At 66.9% G+C, this 14501-nt stretch carries 11 protein-coding genes; 5 read left to right on the top strand and 6 right to left on the bottom strand.

Features of this window, described 5'->3' with window-relative positions; all coding sequences use genetic code 11:
* The first annotated feature begins 195 nt into the window (after window positions 1–195).
* The 5 genes from A9513_RS00905 to A9513_RS00885 all read left to right on the top strand — a co-directional run bounded on the left by A9513_RS00905 (window position 196) and on the right by A9513_RS00885 (window position 6151).
* Complete coding sequence (locus tag A9513_RS00905) at window positions 196–1578, top strand: aspartate aminotransferase family protein (RefSeq protein WP_065083729.1); 1383 nt, start codon at window positions 196–198, stop codon at window positions 1576–1578.
* Between the two features lie 365 nt (window positions 1579–1943).
* The gene (locus A9513_RS00900; RefSeq protein WP_065083728.1) at window positions 1944–2990 is read left to right on the top strand and encodes an ABC transporter substrate-binding protein; all 1047 of its coding nucleotides are present in this window, start codon (window positions 1944–1946) and stop codon (window positions 2988–2990) included.
* Between the two features lie 69 nt (window positions 2991–3059).
* Entirely contained in the window at window positions 3060–4451 is a 1392-nt protein-coding gene (locus A9513_RS00895; protein WP_037015378.1) for a cytosine permease, read from the top strand.
* Window positions 4448–5560, top strand: a complete 1113-nt coding sequence (locus A9513_RS00890; protein ID WP_065083727.1) for a class II histone deacetylase — start codon at window positions 4448–4450, stop codon at window positions 5558–5560. The genes A9513_RS00895 and A9513_RS00890 overlap by 4 nt, the downstream gene beginning before the upstream one ends.
* Before the next feature lie 195 nt (window positions 5561–5755).
* A complete protein-coding gene (locus tag A9513_RS00885) occupies window positions 5756–6151 on the top strand; it encodes a lysozyme inhibitor LprI family protein (RefSeq protein ID WP_065083726.1) in 396 nt (131 codons plus the stop codon).
* Window positions 6152–6346: 195 nt separating this feature from the next.
* Here A9513_RS00885 and fdhA read toward each other — a convergent pair whose 3' ends face one another.
* From fdhA to A9513_RS00855, 6 genes are all read right to left on the bottom strand, one after another.
* Window positions 6347–7546, bottom strand: coding sequence for a formaldehyde dehydrogenase, glutathione-independent (fdhA, locus tag A9513_RS00880; protein WP_038803808.1), 1200 nt, complete (start codon window positions 7544–7546; stop codon window positions 6347–6349).
* A gap of 327 nt (window positions 7547–7873) precedes the next feature.
* On the bottom strand, window positions 7874–8731 hold the full coding sequence (locus A9513_RS00875) for a formyltetrahydrofolate deformylase (RefSeq protein ID WP_065083725.1): 858 nt from the start codon (window positions 8729–8731) through the stop codon (window positions 7874–7876).
* 95 nt (window positions 8732–8826) lie between these two features.
* Window positions 8827–9462, bottom strand: coding sequence for a sarcosine oxidase subunit gamma (locus A9513_RS00870; RefSeq protein ID WP_037012695.1), 636 nt, complete (start codon window positions 9460–9462; stop codon window positions 8827–8829).
* Window positions 9463–9628: 166 nt separating this feature from the next.
* Entirely contained in the window at window positions 9629–12649 is a 3021-nt protein-coding gene (locus tag A9513_RS00865; protein WP_065083724.1) for a sarcosine oxidase subunit alpha, read from the bottom strand.
* A complete protein-coding gene (locus A9513_RS00860) occupies window positions 12649–12978 on the bottom strand; it encodes a sarcosine oxidase subunit delta (protein ID WP_024766974.1) in 330 nt (109 codons plus the stop codon). Before A9513_RS00860 ends, A9513_RS00865 begins: the two co-directional genes overlap by 1 nt.
* Before the next feature lie 196 nt (window positions 12979–13174).
* Window positions 13175–14425, bottom strand: coding sequence for a sarcosine oxidase subunit beta (locus tag A9513_RS00855; protein ID WP_024766973.1), 1251 nt, complete (start codon window positions 14423–14425; stop codon window positions 13175–13177).
* Window positions 14426–14501 lie beyond the last annotated feature (76 nt).

Genomic DNA, 14501 nt, shown 5'->3' with positions numbered 1-14501 from the left:
CCTGAGCAATACCCCGATTCATAAGAGCCTGTTTTTAACGCCGCCATGCCGACGCGCAGCAGATCGTAAACAGGTTCTAACCGAACCGTTCGAGACGGCCGGTGAGACTGCCCAGGTAAGTCCGTCGCCCTCGATCCCCTGAAGACCCCTCAGGCCGGCTGCCGGAGCACCGCCGAGGGATAGAGGAGAAAGTCGATGACCGACAACACCCGCGCCCCGCGCGACACCCGTGAATACCAGAAAGCCGACGCGGCCCACCACATCCATGCCTTCCTCGACCAGAAGGCGCTGAACGCCGAGGGCCCGCGCGTGATGGTGCGTGGCGAAGGCCTGCATCTGTGGGACAACGACGGCAACAAGTACATCGACGGCATGTCCGGCCTGTGGTGCACCAACCTGGGCTACGGCCGCAAGGACCTGACCGCCGCCGCCACCGCCCAGCTGGACGAGTTGCCGTACTACAACATGTTCTTCCACACCACCCACCCGGCGGTGATCGAACTCTCCGAGACGCTCTTCAGCCTGCTGCCCGACCACTACAGCCACGCGATCTACACCAACTCCGGCTCCGAGGCCAACGAGGTGCTGATCCGTACCGTGCGCCGCTTCTGGCAGATCGAAGGCAAGCCGCAGAAGAAGATCATGATCGGTCGCTGGAACGGCTACCACGGCTCGACCCTGGCGGCCACCGCGCTGGGCGGCATGAAGTTCATGCACGAGATGGGCGGCCTGATCCCGGACATCGCGCACATCGACGAACCCTACTTCTTCGCCGCCGGCGGTGACCTGACCCCGGCCGAGTTCGGCCGTCGCTGCGCGCTGCAGCTGGAAGAGAAGATTCTCGAACTGGGCGCCGACAACGTCGCCGGCTTCATCGCCGAGCCGTTCCAGGGCGCCGGCGGCATGATCTTCCCGCCGGAAAGCTACTGGCCGGAAATCCAGCGCATCTGCCGTCAGTACGACGTGCTGCTGTGCGCCGACGAAGTGATCGGTGGCTTCGGCCGTACCGGCGAGTGGTTCGCCCACCAGCACTTCGGCTTCCAGCCGGACACCCTGTCCATCGCCAAGGGCCTGACCTCCGGCTACATCCCCATGGGCGGCCTGGTGCTGAGCAAGCGCATCGCCAAGGCGCTGGTGGAAGAGGGCGGCGTGTTCGCCCACGGCCTGACCTACTCCGGCCACCCGGTGGCCGCCGCCGTCGCCGTCGCCAACCTGCGCGCGCTGCGTGACGAGGGCTGGGTGACTGCGGTGAAGAACGACACCGGCCCGTACCTGCAGCAGTGCCTGCGCGAGGTCTTCGGCAACCACCCGCTGGTGGGCGACATCCAGGGCACCGGCTTCGTCGCCGCGCTGCAGTTCGTCGAGGACAAGGCCACCCGCAAGCGCTTCGACAACGAGAACGACATCGCCTGGCGCTGCCGCACCATCGGCTTCGAGGAAGGCGTGATCATCCGTTCCACCCTCGGCCGCATGATCATGGCCCCGGCGCTGGTCGCCGGTCGTGCCGAGATCGACGAACTGGTCGACAAGACCCGCCGCGCGGTGGATCGCACGGCCCAGGAAATCGGCGTGCTGTAAGGCACGCACTTTTGTAGGAGCGAGGAGGACGCCTAGTCCTTGCTCGCGAAGCTTTTGTGCTGGGTCTGAGGGCCCCTCTCCCTAACCCTCTCCCTGAAGGGAGAGGGGATTTATCCGAGTCGCCGGGAAGTGCCGTGCTCAATGGCGGCGCCGAACGGTTCCCTCTCCCTGAAGGGAGAGGGCGGGGGAGAGGGAACCCGCTAGCGCCGAAGTTTCACGAGCAATCCCGCTCCTACAAAAAAGAACACCAACAACAACGCCGCGAGCGCAAAGACGCCCGCGCGATGGAACCCTTTTGCCCGGCTTCTGGCCGGGGGTACTGCCCAGCAACACAACAACGCCAATCCGGCTGTGGGAGTCGTTCCATGAAAGTGTCCTTGCTCACGCGCATCTCCATCACCTGTGCCCTCGCCGCTGCTGTCGGCAGCGTGAATGCCCAGTCCCAAAGCATCACCGTCATCTCCTTCGGCGGCGCCACCAAGGCGGCCCAGGAGCAGGCCTACTTCAAGCCCTTCGAGGCCAGTGGCGCCGGCAAGATCGTTGCCGGCGAATACAACGGCGAGATGGCCAAGGTGAAGGCCATGGTCGATGTCGGCAAGGTCACCTGGGACGTGGTCGAGGTGGAAAGCCCCGAGCTGCTGCGCGGCTGCGAGGAAGGCCTGTTCGAGCGCATCGACCCGGCGGCCATCGGCGACGAGAAGAACTTCGTCCCCGGCACCCTCAGCGAGTGCGGCGTGGCCACCTACGTCTGGTCCATGGTCATGGCCTACAACGGCGCCAAGGTCGCCAAGGCCCCGCAGTCCTGGGCCGACTTCTGGAACACCGCCGAATATCCGGGCAAGCGCGGCCTGCGCAAGGGCGCCAAGTACACCCTGGAAATCGCCCTGCTGGCAGACGGCGTGAAGCAGGAAGATATCTACAAGGTGCTCGGCACGAAGGAAGGCGTCGACCGCGCCTTCGCCAAGCTCGACCAGCTCAAGGGCAACATCCAGTGGTGGGAAGCTGGCGCGCAACCGCCGCAGTGGCTGGCCGCCGGCGACGTGGTGATGAGCGCCGCCTACAACGGCCGCATTGCCGCCGCGCAGAAGGAAGGCGTGAAGCTGGGCATCGTCTGGCCGGGCAGCCTGTACGACCCGGAATACTGGGCCGTGGTGAAAGGCACGCCGAACAAGGCGCTGGCCGAGAAGTTCATCGCCTTCGCCAGTCAGCCCCAGACCCAGAAGACCTTCTCCGAGAACATCCCCTACGGCCCCGTGCACAAGGGCACCCTCGACCTGCTGCCGGCGGACGTGCGCGTCGCGCTGCCCACCGCGCCGGCCAACCTCGAAGGCGCCCGCTCGGTGGACGCGGCCTTCTGGGTCGACCACGGCGAAGAGCTGGAACAGCGCTTCAACGCCTGGGCCGCTCGCTGATTTCCCTTTCCTGATCCGCGCCCGGCGCTTGCGCCGGGCCTGCCTTGCCAACGACGCGTGAGAAACACCATGACAACGACGCACAACCAGGCGACGACGCTGGAGCTGAGCACCATCCAGCCCATCGCTGCGCATGAACGACACGGCCGCGCCCGCGACCTCTTCACCATCTGGTTCGGCAGCAACATCATGCTGCTGACCGTGGTCACCGGCGCCCTGGCGGTCACCGTGTTCAAGCTGCCATTCTTCGCCGCCGTGCTGGCGCTGGTGCTGGGCAACCTGGTGGGCGGCGTGTTCATGGCCCTGCACTCGGCCCAGGGCCCACAGCTGGGCGTGCCGCAGATGGTGCAGACCCGCGGCCAGTTTGGCTCCTTCGGCTCGCTGCTGGTGGTCGCCCTGGTGGTGATCATGTACCTGGGCTTCTTCGCTTCCAACCTGGTGCTCGGCGGCCAGGCGTTGCACGCGCGCTTCGAGGTGATCGGCACCAACACTGGCATCCTGCTGGTGGGTGCGATCAGTGTGATCGCCACGGTGTTCGGCTACCGCCTGATCCACGGCTACACCCGCGTGATGTCCTGGCTGTCCGGCGCGGTGCTGCTGATCAGCTTCGTCTGGCTGGTGTTCGTCCACGGCCTGCCGGCGGACCTGCTGCAGCGCAACGAGAACAACATCCCCGGCTTCCTCGGCGCGCTGTCCATCGCCGCGCTCTGGCAACTCGCCTACGCCCCCTACGTTTCCGACTACTCGCGCTACATGCCGCAGGGCACCGGTGCGCGCACTGCGTTCTGGTCGAGCTACTGGGGCTGCTGCCTGGGCTCCATCCTGCCAATGCTGCTGGGTGTGCTGGTCGGCCTGTCGGTGGGCGAGGGCGACGTCATCGCCGGCCTGATCGAGATGACCGGCGGCTTCAGCGCCATCATGGTTGCGGTGTTCTCCATCGGCATCGCCGCGACCAACTCGATGAACCTGTACTGCGGCACGCTCTCGGCCATCACCGTCGGCCAGACCCTGCTGCCGTCCTGGTCGGCCCAGGCCGGCTGGCGCGCGGTGATCGCCCTGGCGCTGTTCGGTGGCTCGCTGGCCATCGCCCTGCTCGGCCAGGACAACTTCATGGCCAACTACACCAACTTCATCCTGCTGCTGCTCTACGTGCTGGTGCCCTGGAGCGCGATCAACCTGGTCGACTACTACCTGGTGGCCCACGGCGAATACGACGTGCTGTCGTTCTTCCGGCGTGACGGCGGTATCTACGGCACCTTCAACTGGACCGCGGTGAACTGCTACATCCTCGGCATCCTGGTGCAGGTGCCGTTCATGTCCACCGCGCTCTACACCGGCGCCGCCGCGCAGGCCATGAACGGCGCGGACATCTCCTGGGTCGTCGGCCTGGGCGTGGTCTCGCCGGTCTACTGGCTGTTCAGCCGCAAGCGCCAGCGCGCCCTGAAGGCGGCCCGCGCATGAGCCGTCGTACCGGGTTCTTCTTCGACGAGCGCTGCTTCTGGCACGCGACCGGGCTGCATGCCCTGATCCTCCCGGTCGGCGGCTGGCTGCAGCCGCCGGTGGGCGCCGGCCACGCCGAGTCGCCGGAGAGCAAGCGCCGGCTGAAAAGCCTGATGGATGTCTCCGGCCTGAGCAGCCAGTTGCACCTGTCCAGCGCGCCGCTGGCCAGCGAGGAAGACCTGCTGCGCGTGCACCCGGCGAGTTACCTGGAGCGCTTCAAGGCCTACAGCGAAGCCGGCCACGGCGACATGGGCGAGGAAACCATGGTCAGCCATGGCACCTACGACATCGCCCGGCAATCCGCAGGCCTGACCATCGCCGCGGTGGACGCGGTATTGCGCGGCGAACTGGACAACGCCTACGCGCTGTCCCGCCCGCCGGGCCACCACTGCCTGCCCGATCGCGGCATGGGCTTCTGCTACCTGGCCAACATCGCCGTGGCGGTGGAGACGGCCAAGGCGCGCCACGGTATCCAGCGCGTGGCGGTGCTCGACTGGGACGTGCACCACGGCAACGGCACCGAGGCGATCTTCTACGGCCGTGACGACGTGCTGACCCTGTCGATCCACCAGGCCGACTGCTACCCCACTGGGACTGGCGCCGTGGACGACATCGGCGAAGGCGCGGGCAAGGGCTACAACCTCAATGTGCCGCTCTATCCGGGCAGCGGCGACGACGCCTACCGCGCGGCCATGGAAACCCTCATCGTGCCGGCGCTGGAACGCTTCCAGCCCGAGCTGATCGTGGTCGCCAGCGGCTTCGACGCCAACGGCGTGGACCCACTGGCGCGGATGCTCGCCCACAGCGAGACCTTCCGCTTCATGACTGCCGCCGTGCGTGACGCTGCCGAGCGCCTGTGCGATGGTAAGCTGGTGGTGGTGCACGAGGGCGGCTACGCGGAAGCCTACGTGCCGTTCTGCGGTCACGCGGTGATCGAGGAAATGGTTGGCGTGCGCACCGAGGTGGTCGATCCCTTCCTGCCGATGCTTGAAGGCCAGCAGCCGGACGCGGACTTCCGCGCCTTCCAGCGTCAGGCGCTGGAGCGGATGGCGGCGAAGCTGCTGGGCTGAACCTGCGACGAAACGGCGGATAACCGCGAGCGGTTATCCGCCCTACGGTATCGCGCCAAATCCCGTAGGGCGCATAACGCCCCCAGCGTTATCCGCCGCCTTCTCACGAGCTGAGCTTGGGTCGATGTCCTGCATCGACTTCGCGCCCGAGCGGCTAGAGTAGGGACTCCATCCAAAACAACGGATCGCGTCCCCATGAAGTTCCTGCTCCTTCCCCTCGGCCTGCTGGCCTTCTCCGCCCTCGCCCAGGCCGCTGCCGACTGCGCCGACGCCCAGACCCAGGCGGATATCAACGCCTGCATCGGCTCCGCTTACAAAGCCAGCGACAAGCGCCTCAACGACCTCTACGGGCAGTACCGCCAGCGCCTGGATGCCGGACAGAAGAAAGCGCTCACCGCCGCGCAGAAAGCCTGGCTGAACTACCGCGACTTGAGCTGCAAGTTCGAGACGTCCAGCGTCGAGGGTGGTTCGGGTTACCCGATGGCCTACAGCAACTGCCTGAAGGCCATGACCGATCAGCGCATCAAGGAGCTGCAGACGCTGTCCGACTGCCAGGAAGGCGACTTCAACTGCCCCGCTCCCAAGCACTGACGTCTTTTCTGTAGGAGCGAGCTTGCTCGCGAACAGATGTCCCGGTTGCGCCGGTGCTGGGCGGGTTCGCGAGCAAGAACTAGGCGTCCCCCTCGCTCCTACACGCCCCGGCCGCGCGGACAAAAAAAGGGAGCCTTGCGGCTCCCCTGGAGAGACGGCCGCGGAAGTGGAGTCGCGGCCGGGGGGCATGCGCCGTCAGGCGGCGCGGAACAGGTTGTGCGGGTCGATGACGAATTTCTTCGGCACCCCGGCATCGAACTCGCCGTAGCCTTTCGGCGCATCGTCCAGGGTGATGACTTCCACCCCGACGATGTCGGCGATCTTGATGCGGTCCCACATGATCGCCTGCATCAGCTGGCGGTTGTACTTCATCACCGGGGTCTGGCCGGTGTGGAAGCTGTGCGACTTGGCCCAGCCCAGGCCGAAGCGGATGCTCAGGCTGCCGTGCTTGGCGGCATCGTCCACGGCGCCCGGATCCTCGGTGACGTACAGGCCGGGAATGCCGATCTTGCCGGCCACCCGCACCACGCCCATCAGCGAGTTCAGCACGGTGGCCGGAGCCTCGTGCTGCGACCCGGAATGACCATGGCCGCGGGCCTCGAAGCCCACCGCGTCGACCGCGCAGTCCACTTCCGGCTCGCCCAGCAGGTCGGCGATCTGTTCGTGCAGCGGAGTGTCCTTGGACAGGTCGGCGATCTCGAAGCCCTGCGCCTTGGCGTGGGCCAGGCGGGTCGGGTTGACGTCACCGACGATGACCACGGCGGCGCCCAGCAGGCGGGCCGAAGCAGCGGCGGCAAGGCCCACCGGACCGGCGCCGGCGATGTAGACGGTGCTGCCCGGACCGACGCCGGCAGTCACTGCGCCGTGGTAGCCGGTGGGCAGGATATCGGAGAGGCAGGTCAGGTCGCGGATCTTCTCCATCGCCGCGTCGCGGTTGGGCAGTTTCAGCAGGTTGAAGTCGGCGTAGGGCACCAGTACGTATTCCGCCTGGCCGCCGACCCAGCCGCCCATGTCGACGTAGCCGTAGGCGCCGCCGGCGCGAGCCGGGTTGACCGTCAGGCAGACGCCGGTGTGCTGTTCCTTGCAGGTGCGGCAGTGGCCGCAGGCGACGTTGAAGGGCACCGAGACCAGGTCGCCGATCTTCATGGTCTCCACGCCCCGGCCGATCTCGACGACTTCACCGGTGATCTCGTGGCCCAGCACCAGGCCCTCCGGCGCGGTGGTACGGCCGCGGACCATGTGCTGGTCGGAGCCGCAGATGTTGGTGGAGACCACGCGCAGGATCACCCCGTGGTCGATCTGCTTGCCTTGCGGGTCCTGCATCTTCGGATAGGGGATGTTCTGGACCTCGACCTTTCCTGGGCCGAGATAAACCACACCACGATTGCCAGACATACGCATTCCTCATTGTGTTTGTGGGTACAAAGGCGGGCCCTGCGGCTCGCGGTTTTGCACTGGGATGTCGTGTGTTGCGCGACAGGGCCGGTCGGTACAGCTGGCAGCCGGCTGGGCTGTCGGTGTTGCTCGGTGCGTGGGAGGAGGTCTAAGAGCCCCTCACCCCAGCCCTCTCCCAGAGGGAGAGGGGGCTTGTTCGGTGCGCTGTCTGGTCACCGGCTTCACCGGCGGCTCCAGAAGCGTAGGGCGGATGAGCTCCATCCATCCGCCGTTCAGGCCGGCACGGCGGATAACGCCTGTGGCGTTATGCGCCCTACGGGTGCTGCTCTACAGCACCACCGTCCGGTTGGCATTCAGGAAGACGCGCTTCTCGATGTGGTAGCCCACGGCCTTGGCCAGGGTCAGGCACTCCACGTCGCGGCCCTTGGCGATCAGGTCCTCGGGGTAGTGGGAGTGGTCCACGGGCTCGACGCCCTGGGCGATGATCGGGCCCTCGTCGAGGTCGTTGTTGATGTAGTGGGCGGTGGCGCCGACCAGTTTCACGCCCTTCTGGTAGGCCTGGTGGTAGGGCTTGGCGCCCTTGAAGCCGGGCAGCAGCGAGTGGTGGATGTTGATCGCCCAGCCGTCCAGACGCCGGCATAGCTCGGGGGACAGCACCTGCATGTAGCGGGCGAGGATCACCAGCTCGGCGCCGGTTTCCTCGATCACCTGCCAGACCTTCGCCTCCTGCGCGCCCTTGTCGTTGGGGTCGAGGGCGAAGTGGTGGTAGGGAATGCCGTGCCAGCGCGCCAGCGGTTCCAGGTCCGGGTGGTTGGAGATCACCGCCGCCACGTCCATCGGCAACTGGCCGATGCGCTGGCGGTAGAGCAGGTCGTTCAGGCAGTGGTCGGCCTTGGAGACCATGATCACCACCTTGCTGCGGTAGCCCGGCGGGGTCAGTTCGACGTTCATCTGGAAGCGCGAGACGCGGTCGGCGAGGCCGGCGCGGAAGGCCGCCTCGTCGAAGCCGTCGCCGGCGCGGAATTCGATGCGGATGAAGAAGCGCTGCGCCAGGCGGTCGTCGAAGGAGTGGTGCTCGGTGACGTAGCAGCGCTGTTCGAACAGGTAGCGCGTGACCACGTCCACCGTGCCCAGCAGGCTCGGGCTGTCGGCGGTGAGGATCCAGGTATCGGGGGTGCGGCTCATGGTCTGGCTCCGAAGTTTTCCTCTGGTTGCAGAGGTTGGCGTGGGGTTTCCCTCACCCCGGCCCTCTCCCAGGGGGAGAGGGGGAAGAGCGTTTCTTATGCCGCTACCTGCAGGCCGTACTCGGCGCAGGCGTCCTGCAGCCACAGCCAGATGTAGTCGGAGAAGCTGCGGCGCACCACCAGCTCCCAGGTGTGCTCGCCGGTATGGCGGATCACCAGCTGGGACTTGGCGAAGTTCGTACCGACCGCCTTGCCCACCGGGAAGTTGCTCGGGTGCACGTCGTAGCCGGTGGACTTCATCAGCACTTCGCGGACCTTGGCGCCTTCGAGTTCCAGCAGGGTCTGGCCGCCGCTGACGTTGATCACCGAGTAGTGCAGTTCTTCGCCAAGCGCCTCGCGCAGGCGCTGCTCCACGGCGAATTCCTCGCCGCCGGGGACGATCAGCAGCCACTCGTCCGGGCCGAGCCACTGCAGCGAGGTTTCGCCCTTGGCCACCAGGCCCAGGGCGACCGGCAGCTCCAGGCCCAGGGCCTGGTGCACGCCACCGGCGAAGGCTGGGTCGTGGGCGTCGCCGCGCAGGGTCAGGTGGCCGAGGAATTTCTTCTCGCGCAGGGTCACGCCGGCATTGGCCACCTTGCGCGCGGCGAGCTTGTCCAGCTCGGCGTGGTGCAGGGGCGATTCGGCCTGGATGCCGTCGGCGGGGCGTTGCTGGTAGAGGTTGGCTTTGCTCATGTTCTGTTCACCTTGGGGGCGCTTATCGCCTGTTTCCCCTCACCCCAGCCCTCTCCCGAAGGGAGAGGGGGCCGAGCTGAGTATGCTGTGAGTGTCGTGCTCGCCGGCCGCCTCGAACTACACCCTCTCCCTCCGGGAGAGGGTGAGGGCAACCGGCCGATCCGAATCAATCCACGTTCTGCCGCTCCCCTTTCGGGTCGTAGAACACCGAGCTGCAGATTTCCGCCTCGATCACCCGGCCGTCCGCCAGCGGGGCATAGACCTTCTCGCCCAGGCGCTTGATGCCGCCCTTCACCACCGCCAGAGCGAAGCTGTAGCCCAGGCTGCTGCTCATGTAGCTGGAGGTGACGTGGCCGACCATGGTCGCCGGGACGCTGTGCTGCGGGGTGAACAGCAGTTGCGCGCCTTCGGGCAGCAGGTCCATCGGGTTGGTCGGCTTCAGGCCCACCAGCTGCTTGCGGTCTTCGCGCTGGCAGTCGGCGCGGTTCATGCCGCGCCAGCCGATCCAGGAGAAGGGCTTGGTACGACCGACCGCCCAACCCATGTTCAGGTCGTCCGGGGTCACCGAGGCGTCGGTGTCCTGGCCGACGATGATGAAGCCCTTCTCGGCGCGCAGGACGTGCATGGTCTCGGTGCCGTAAGGCGTCAGGTTGTACTTGGCGCCGGCGGCGACGATGGCCTCCAGCACACCCATGGCGTAGTTGGCCTGGATGTTCACCTCGTAGGACAGCTCGCCGGTGAAGGAGATGCGGAACACCCGCGCCGGCACGCCGGCGACCTTGCCTTCCTTCCAGGTCATGAAGGGGAAGGCGTCCTTGTCCAGGTCGATGTCGGTGACCTCGGCCAGCAGCTTGCGGCTGTTGGGGCCGGACAGAGTGAGGGTGGCCCAGTGGTCGGTGACCGAGGTGAAGTACACCTTCAGCTCCGGCCATTCGGTCTGGTGGTACAGCTCCAGCCACTCCAGCACGCGCGCCGCGCCGCCGGTGGTGGTGGTCATGACGAAGTGGTTGTCGGCCAGGCAGGCGGTGACGCCATCGTCGAAGACCATGCCGTCTTCCTTGCACATCAGGCCGTAGCGGGCCTTGCCCACGTCCAGCTTGGTCCAGGCGTTGGTGTAGACACGGTTGAGGAACTCGCGGGCGTCCGGGCCCTGGATGTCGATCTTGCCCAGGGTGGAGGCGTCGAGCAGGCCGACGCTTTCACGCACGGCGCGGCACTCGCGGGCCACGGCGGCGTGCATGTCTTCGCCGCGCTTGGGGAAGTACCACGGGCGCTTCCACTGGCCGACGTCCTCGAATTCGGCGCCGTTCTTCACATGCCAGGCGTGCAGGGCGGTGAAGCGTACCGGCTCGAACAGATGCCCGCAGTGGCGGCCGGCGACGGCGCCGAAGGTCACCGGGGTGTAGTTGGGGCGGAACATGGTGGTGCCGGTGTCGGCGATGCTCTTGCCCTGGGCGCGGGCGGCGATCGCCAGGCCGTTGATGTTGCCCAGCTTGCCCTGGTCGGTGCCGAAGCCCAGCGCGGTGTAGCGCTTGACGTGCTCGATGGACTCGAAGCCCTCGCGGCAGGCCAGTTCGATGGCGGCGGCGGTGACGTCGTTCTGGGTATCGACGAATTGCTTGGGCGCGCGCGCCGTGGATTTCTCGTGGGGCACCTGGAACAGCGCGAGGGTGGCGTCCTCGGCGCGCTCGGCGACCACCGGCAGCTCGCCGTCGACAGCCTTGAAACCGCCGTCGACAGCGGCCTGGCTGCCGGCCTGGTAGCCGTCGGCCAGGGCATCGGCGAGGCGGAACACGCCGTTCACCGCGCCGGCACAGAGGCGTTTCTGGAAGGCCAGGCCGGGCACGAAGGCGAGGATGTCCTCGCGCCATTCCGGCTTGCCGCCCAGGTGCGAGGCCAGGTGCACCACCGGGCTGTAGCCGCCGGAGCTGGCGACCAGGTCGCAGTCCAGCCACTCACCGGGCGCATTGACCTTGTGACGGAAGGTGTCGATGGACGCCACCTTCGCACCGCTCACGCGTTTGCTGCCGCGTGCCTCGATCACTGCGCTGCCGGTGATGACCCGCATACCGCGCTTGCGCGCTTCCTCGACCCACTCGCCACGCGGATTGGGGCGGGCGTCGGCGATGGCGACCACCTGCAGACCGGCTTCCTGCCAGTCCAGGGCGACGCGGTAGGCGTAGTCGTTGTTGGTGGACAGCACCAGTTTCTTCCCCGGTGCGACGCCATAGCGGCGTACGTAGGTGGAGACGGCGCCCGCGAGCATGTTGCCCGGCACGTCGTTGTTGCCGTAGACCAGCGGGCGCTCGTGGGCGCCGGCGGCCAGTACCACGCGGTTGGCGCGCACGCGGTGCACGCGCATGCGCACTTGACCCAACGGAGCGGTCTCACCGAGATGGTCGGTGCGGCGCTCGTGGATGGTGAGGAAGTTGTGGTCGTGGTAGCCGTTGACCGTGGCGCGCGGCAGCAGGAGCACGTCCGGGTTGCCTTCCAGCTCGGCGATCACCTTGGCCACCCATTCCTCGGCCGGCTTGCCGTCGAGGGTTTCGCGGGTATCCAGCAGGCTGCCGCCGAACTCTTCCTGTTCGTCGGCGAGGATCACCCGCGCACCGCTGCGCGAGGCGGCCAGGGCGGCGGCGAGGCCGGCGGGGCCGGCGCCGACGATCAGCACGTCGGCGTGGTGGTTCATCCAGTCGTAGCTGTCCGGGTCCACTTCGGTGGGCGCGCGGCCGAGGCCTGCGGCCTTGCGGATGTACTTCTCGTAGGTCAGCCACATGGACTGCGGGTACATGAAGGTCTTGTAGTAGAAGCCCGGCGGCATCAGCTTGCCGCCGACCTTGCCGAAGATCCCCATGAGGTCGTTCTGCACGTTCGGCCAGCCGTTGGTGGCGGTCGCCACCAGGCCGCTGTACAGCGCCTGCTGGGTGGCGCGCACGTTGGGCACCTGGGTGGATTCGCGCGAGCCGATCTGCAGGATGGCGTTGGGCTCTTCGGCGCCGGCGGCGACGATGCCGCGCGGGCGCGAGTACTTGAAGCTGCGGCCGAGGATGTCGACGCCGTTGGCCAGCAGCGCGGCGGCCAGGGTGTCACCGGCGAAGCCCTGGTAGCTCTGGCCGTTGAAGCTGAAGGTCAGCGGCTTGTTGCGGTCGATGCGACCGCCACGGGACAGGCGATTGATCTGGCTCATTAGGCCTTCTCCACGGCGGGCTGGACAGCGGATTTCTTCTCGGAGTTGGCGGCGGTGACGCTGGGTTTTTCGCCGATCTTGTAGGTTTCGAGAATCTCGTAGGTCACCGTGTGGCGGGTGACGTTGAAGTACTGGCGGCAGCCGGCGGCGTGCACCCACAGCTCGTGGTGGATGCCGCGCGGGTTGTCGCGGAAGAACAGGTAGTCGCCCCATTCGGCGTCGGTGCAGGCGGCCGGATCGAGCGGGCGCGGGATGTGCGCCTGGCCCTTGGCGTGGAATTCCTCTTCGGAACGCAGCTCGCCGCAATGGGGGCAGAAGATGTTTAGCATTTTGTAGCCTCCGGAAACTGATCTTGCCGGCTGACCGGCTCCCTCTCCCTTCAGGGAGAGGGTTGGGGAGAGGGTCGCTCTCCCGTTGTTTCGTTTCAGTTGAGGGTTGGCTCGCGCCTTCAGCACCCTCTCCCGCCCTTCGGGCACCCTCTCCCTGAAGGGAGAGGGTCATCAGATTTCGCCCTTCGGGCGGCTTTTAGTGAGCGACGGCGGCGGCGCCGTGTTCGTCGATCAGCGCGCCGGTGTGGAAGCGTTCGATGGAGAAGGGCGCGGCCAGCGGATGCGGCTCGCCCTTGGCGAGGGTGGCGGCGAAGACGTTGCCCGAACCGGGCGTGGCCTTGAAGCCGCCGGTGCCCCAGCCGCAGTTGAAGAACAGGTTCTTCACCGGAGCCTTGCCGATGATCGGGCAGGCGTCCGGGGTGGTGTCGACGATGCCGCCCCACTGGCGGTTCATGCGTACGCGCGAGAGCACCGGGAACATCTCGACGATCGCCTGCAGGGTGTGTTCGATCACCGGGTAGGAGCCGCGCTGGCCGTAGCCGTTGTAGCCGTCGATGCCGGCGCCGATGACCAGGTCGCCCTTGTCCGACTGGCTGATATAGCCGTGCACGGCGTTGGACATGATCACGCTGTCGATGATGGGTTTCAGCGGCTCGGAAACCAGCGCCTGCAGCGGGTGCGATTCGATCGGCAGGCGGAAGCCGGCGAGCATCGCCATGTGCCCGGAGTTGCCGGCGGTGACCACGCCGACGCGCTTGGCGCCGATGAAGCCGCGATTGGTCTCGACGCCGATCACCGCGCCGTCCTGCTTGCGGAAGCCGATCACTTCGGTCTGCTGGATCAGGTCCACGCCCAGGGCATCGGCCGCGCGGGCGAAGCCCCAGGCCACGGCATCGTGACGGGCCACGCCACCACGACGTTGCACGGTGGAGCCCATGACCGGGTAGCGGGCGCTCTTGGTGCAGTTCAGGTAGGGAATCTCTTCGGCCACCTGCTGGGCGTTGAGCAGTTCGCCGTCCACGCCGTTGAGTCGGTTGGCGCTGACGCGGCGCTCGCCGTCGCGCATGTCCTGCAGGGTGTGGCAGAGGTTGTAGACCCCGCGCTGGGAGAACATGACGTTGTAGTTCAGGTCCTGGGACAGGCCTTCCCACAGCTTCATCGCGTGTTCGTAGAGCAGCGCCGACTCGTCCCACAGGTAGTTGGAACGCACGATGGTGGTGTTGCGCGCGGTGTTGCCGCCGCCCAGCCAGCCCTTCTCGACCACCGCGACGTTGGTGATGCCGTGCTCCTTGGCCAGGTAGTAGGCCGTGGCCAGGCCGTGCCCGCCACCGCCGACGATGACCACGTCATACACCGGCTTGGGCGTGGGCGTGCGCCACATGCGCTGCCAGTTCTCGTGGTGGCTCAGGGAGTGCTTGAACAGGCCGAAGCCGGAGTAGCGTTGCATGGGGTGCTCCTGATCTCTTCCCCCTCTCCCCGGGGGAGAGGGCTGGGGTGAGGGGGTTGCTCCCCCCCCCCCCCCC

Source organism: Pseudomonas sp. AU12215 (genome assembly GCF_001675465.2).
GTDB classification, from domain to species: Bacteria; Pseudomonadota; Gammaproteobacteria; order Pseudomonadales; family Pseudomonadaceae; genus Pseudomonas; species Pseudomonas nitroreducens.
This window is presented reverse-complemented; position numbering and strand designations above follow the sequence as displayed.

Excerpts from the sequence above, each read along its gene's own strand:
- A9513_RS00855 (WP_024766973.1), bottom strand. The coding sequence starts at position 14,425 with ATGCAACGCTACTCCGGCTTCGGCCTGTTCAAGCACTCCCTGAGCCAC.
- A9513_RS00865 (WP_065083724.1), bottom strand. The coding sequence starts at position 12,649 with ATGAGCCAGATCAATCGCCTGTCCCGTGGCGGTCGCATCGACCGCAAC.
- A9513_RS00900 (WP_065083728.1), top strand. The coding sequence starts at position 1,944 with ATGAAAGTGTCCTTGCTCACGCGCATCTCCATCACCTGTGCCCTCGCC.
- A9513_RS00905 (WP_065083729.1), top strand. The coding sequence starts at position 196 with ATGACCGACAACACCCGCGCCCCGCGCGACACCCGTGAATACCAGAAA.
- A9513_RS00885 (WP_065083726.1), top strand. The coding sequence starts at position 5,756 with ATGAAGTTCCTGCTCCTTCCCCTCGGCCTGCTGGCCTTCTCCGCCCTC.
- A9513_RS00895 (WP_037015378.1), top strand. The coding sequence starts at position 3,060 with ATGACAACGACGCACAACCAGGCGACGACGCTGGAGCTGAGCACCATC.
- A9513_RS00890 (WP_065083727.1), top strand. The coding sequence starts at position 4,448 with ATGAGCCGTCGTACCGGGTTCTTCTTCGACGAGCGCTGCTTCTGGCAC.
- A9513_RS00860 (WP_024766974.1), bottom strand. The coding sequence starts at position 12,978 with ATGCTAAACATCTTCTGCCCCCATTGCGGCGAGCTGCGTTCCGAAGAG.
- fdhA (WP_038803808.1), bottom strand. The coding sequence starts at position 7,546 with ATGTCTGGCAATCGTGGTGTGGTTTATCTCGGCCCAGGAAAGGTCGAG.
- A9513_RS00870 (WP_037012695.1), bottom strand. The coding sequence starts at position 9,462 with ATGAGCAAAGCCAACCTCTACCAGCAACGCCCCGCCGACGGCATCCAG.
- A9513_RS00875 (WP_065083725.1), bottom strand. The coding sequence starts at position 8,731 with ATGAGCCGCACCCCCGATACCTGGATCCTCACCGCCGACAGCCCGAGC.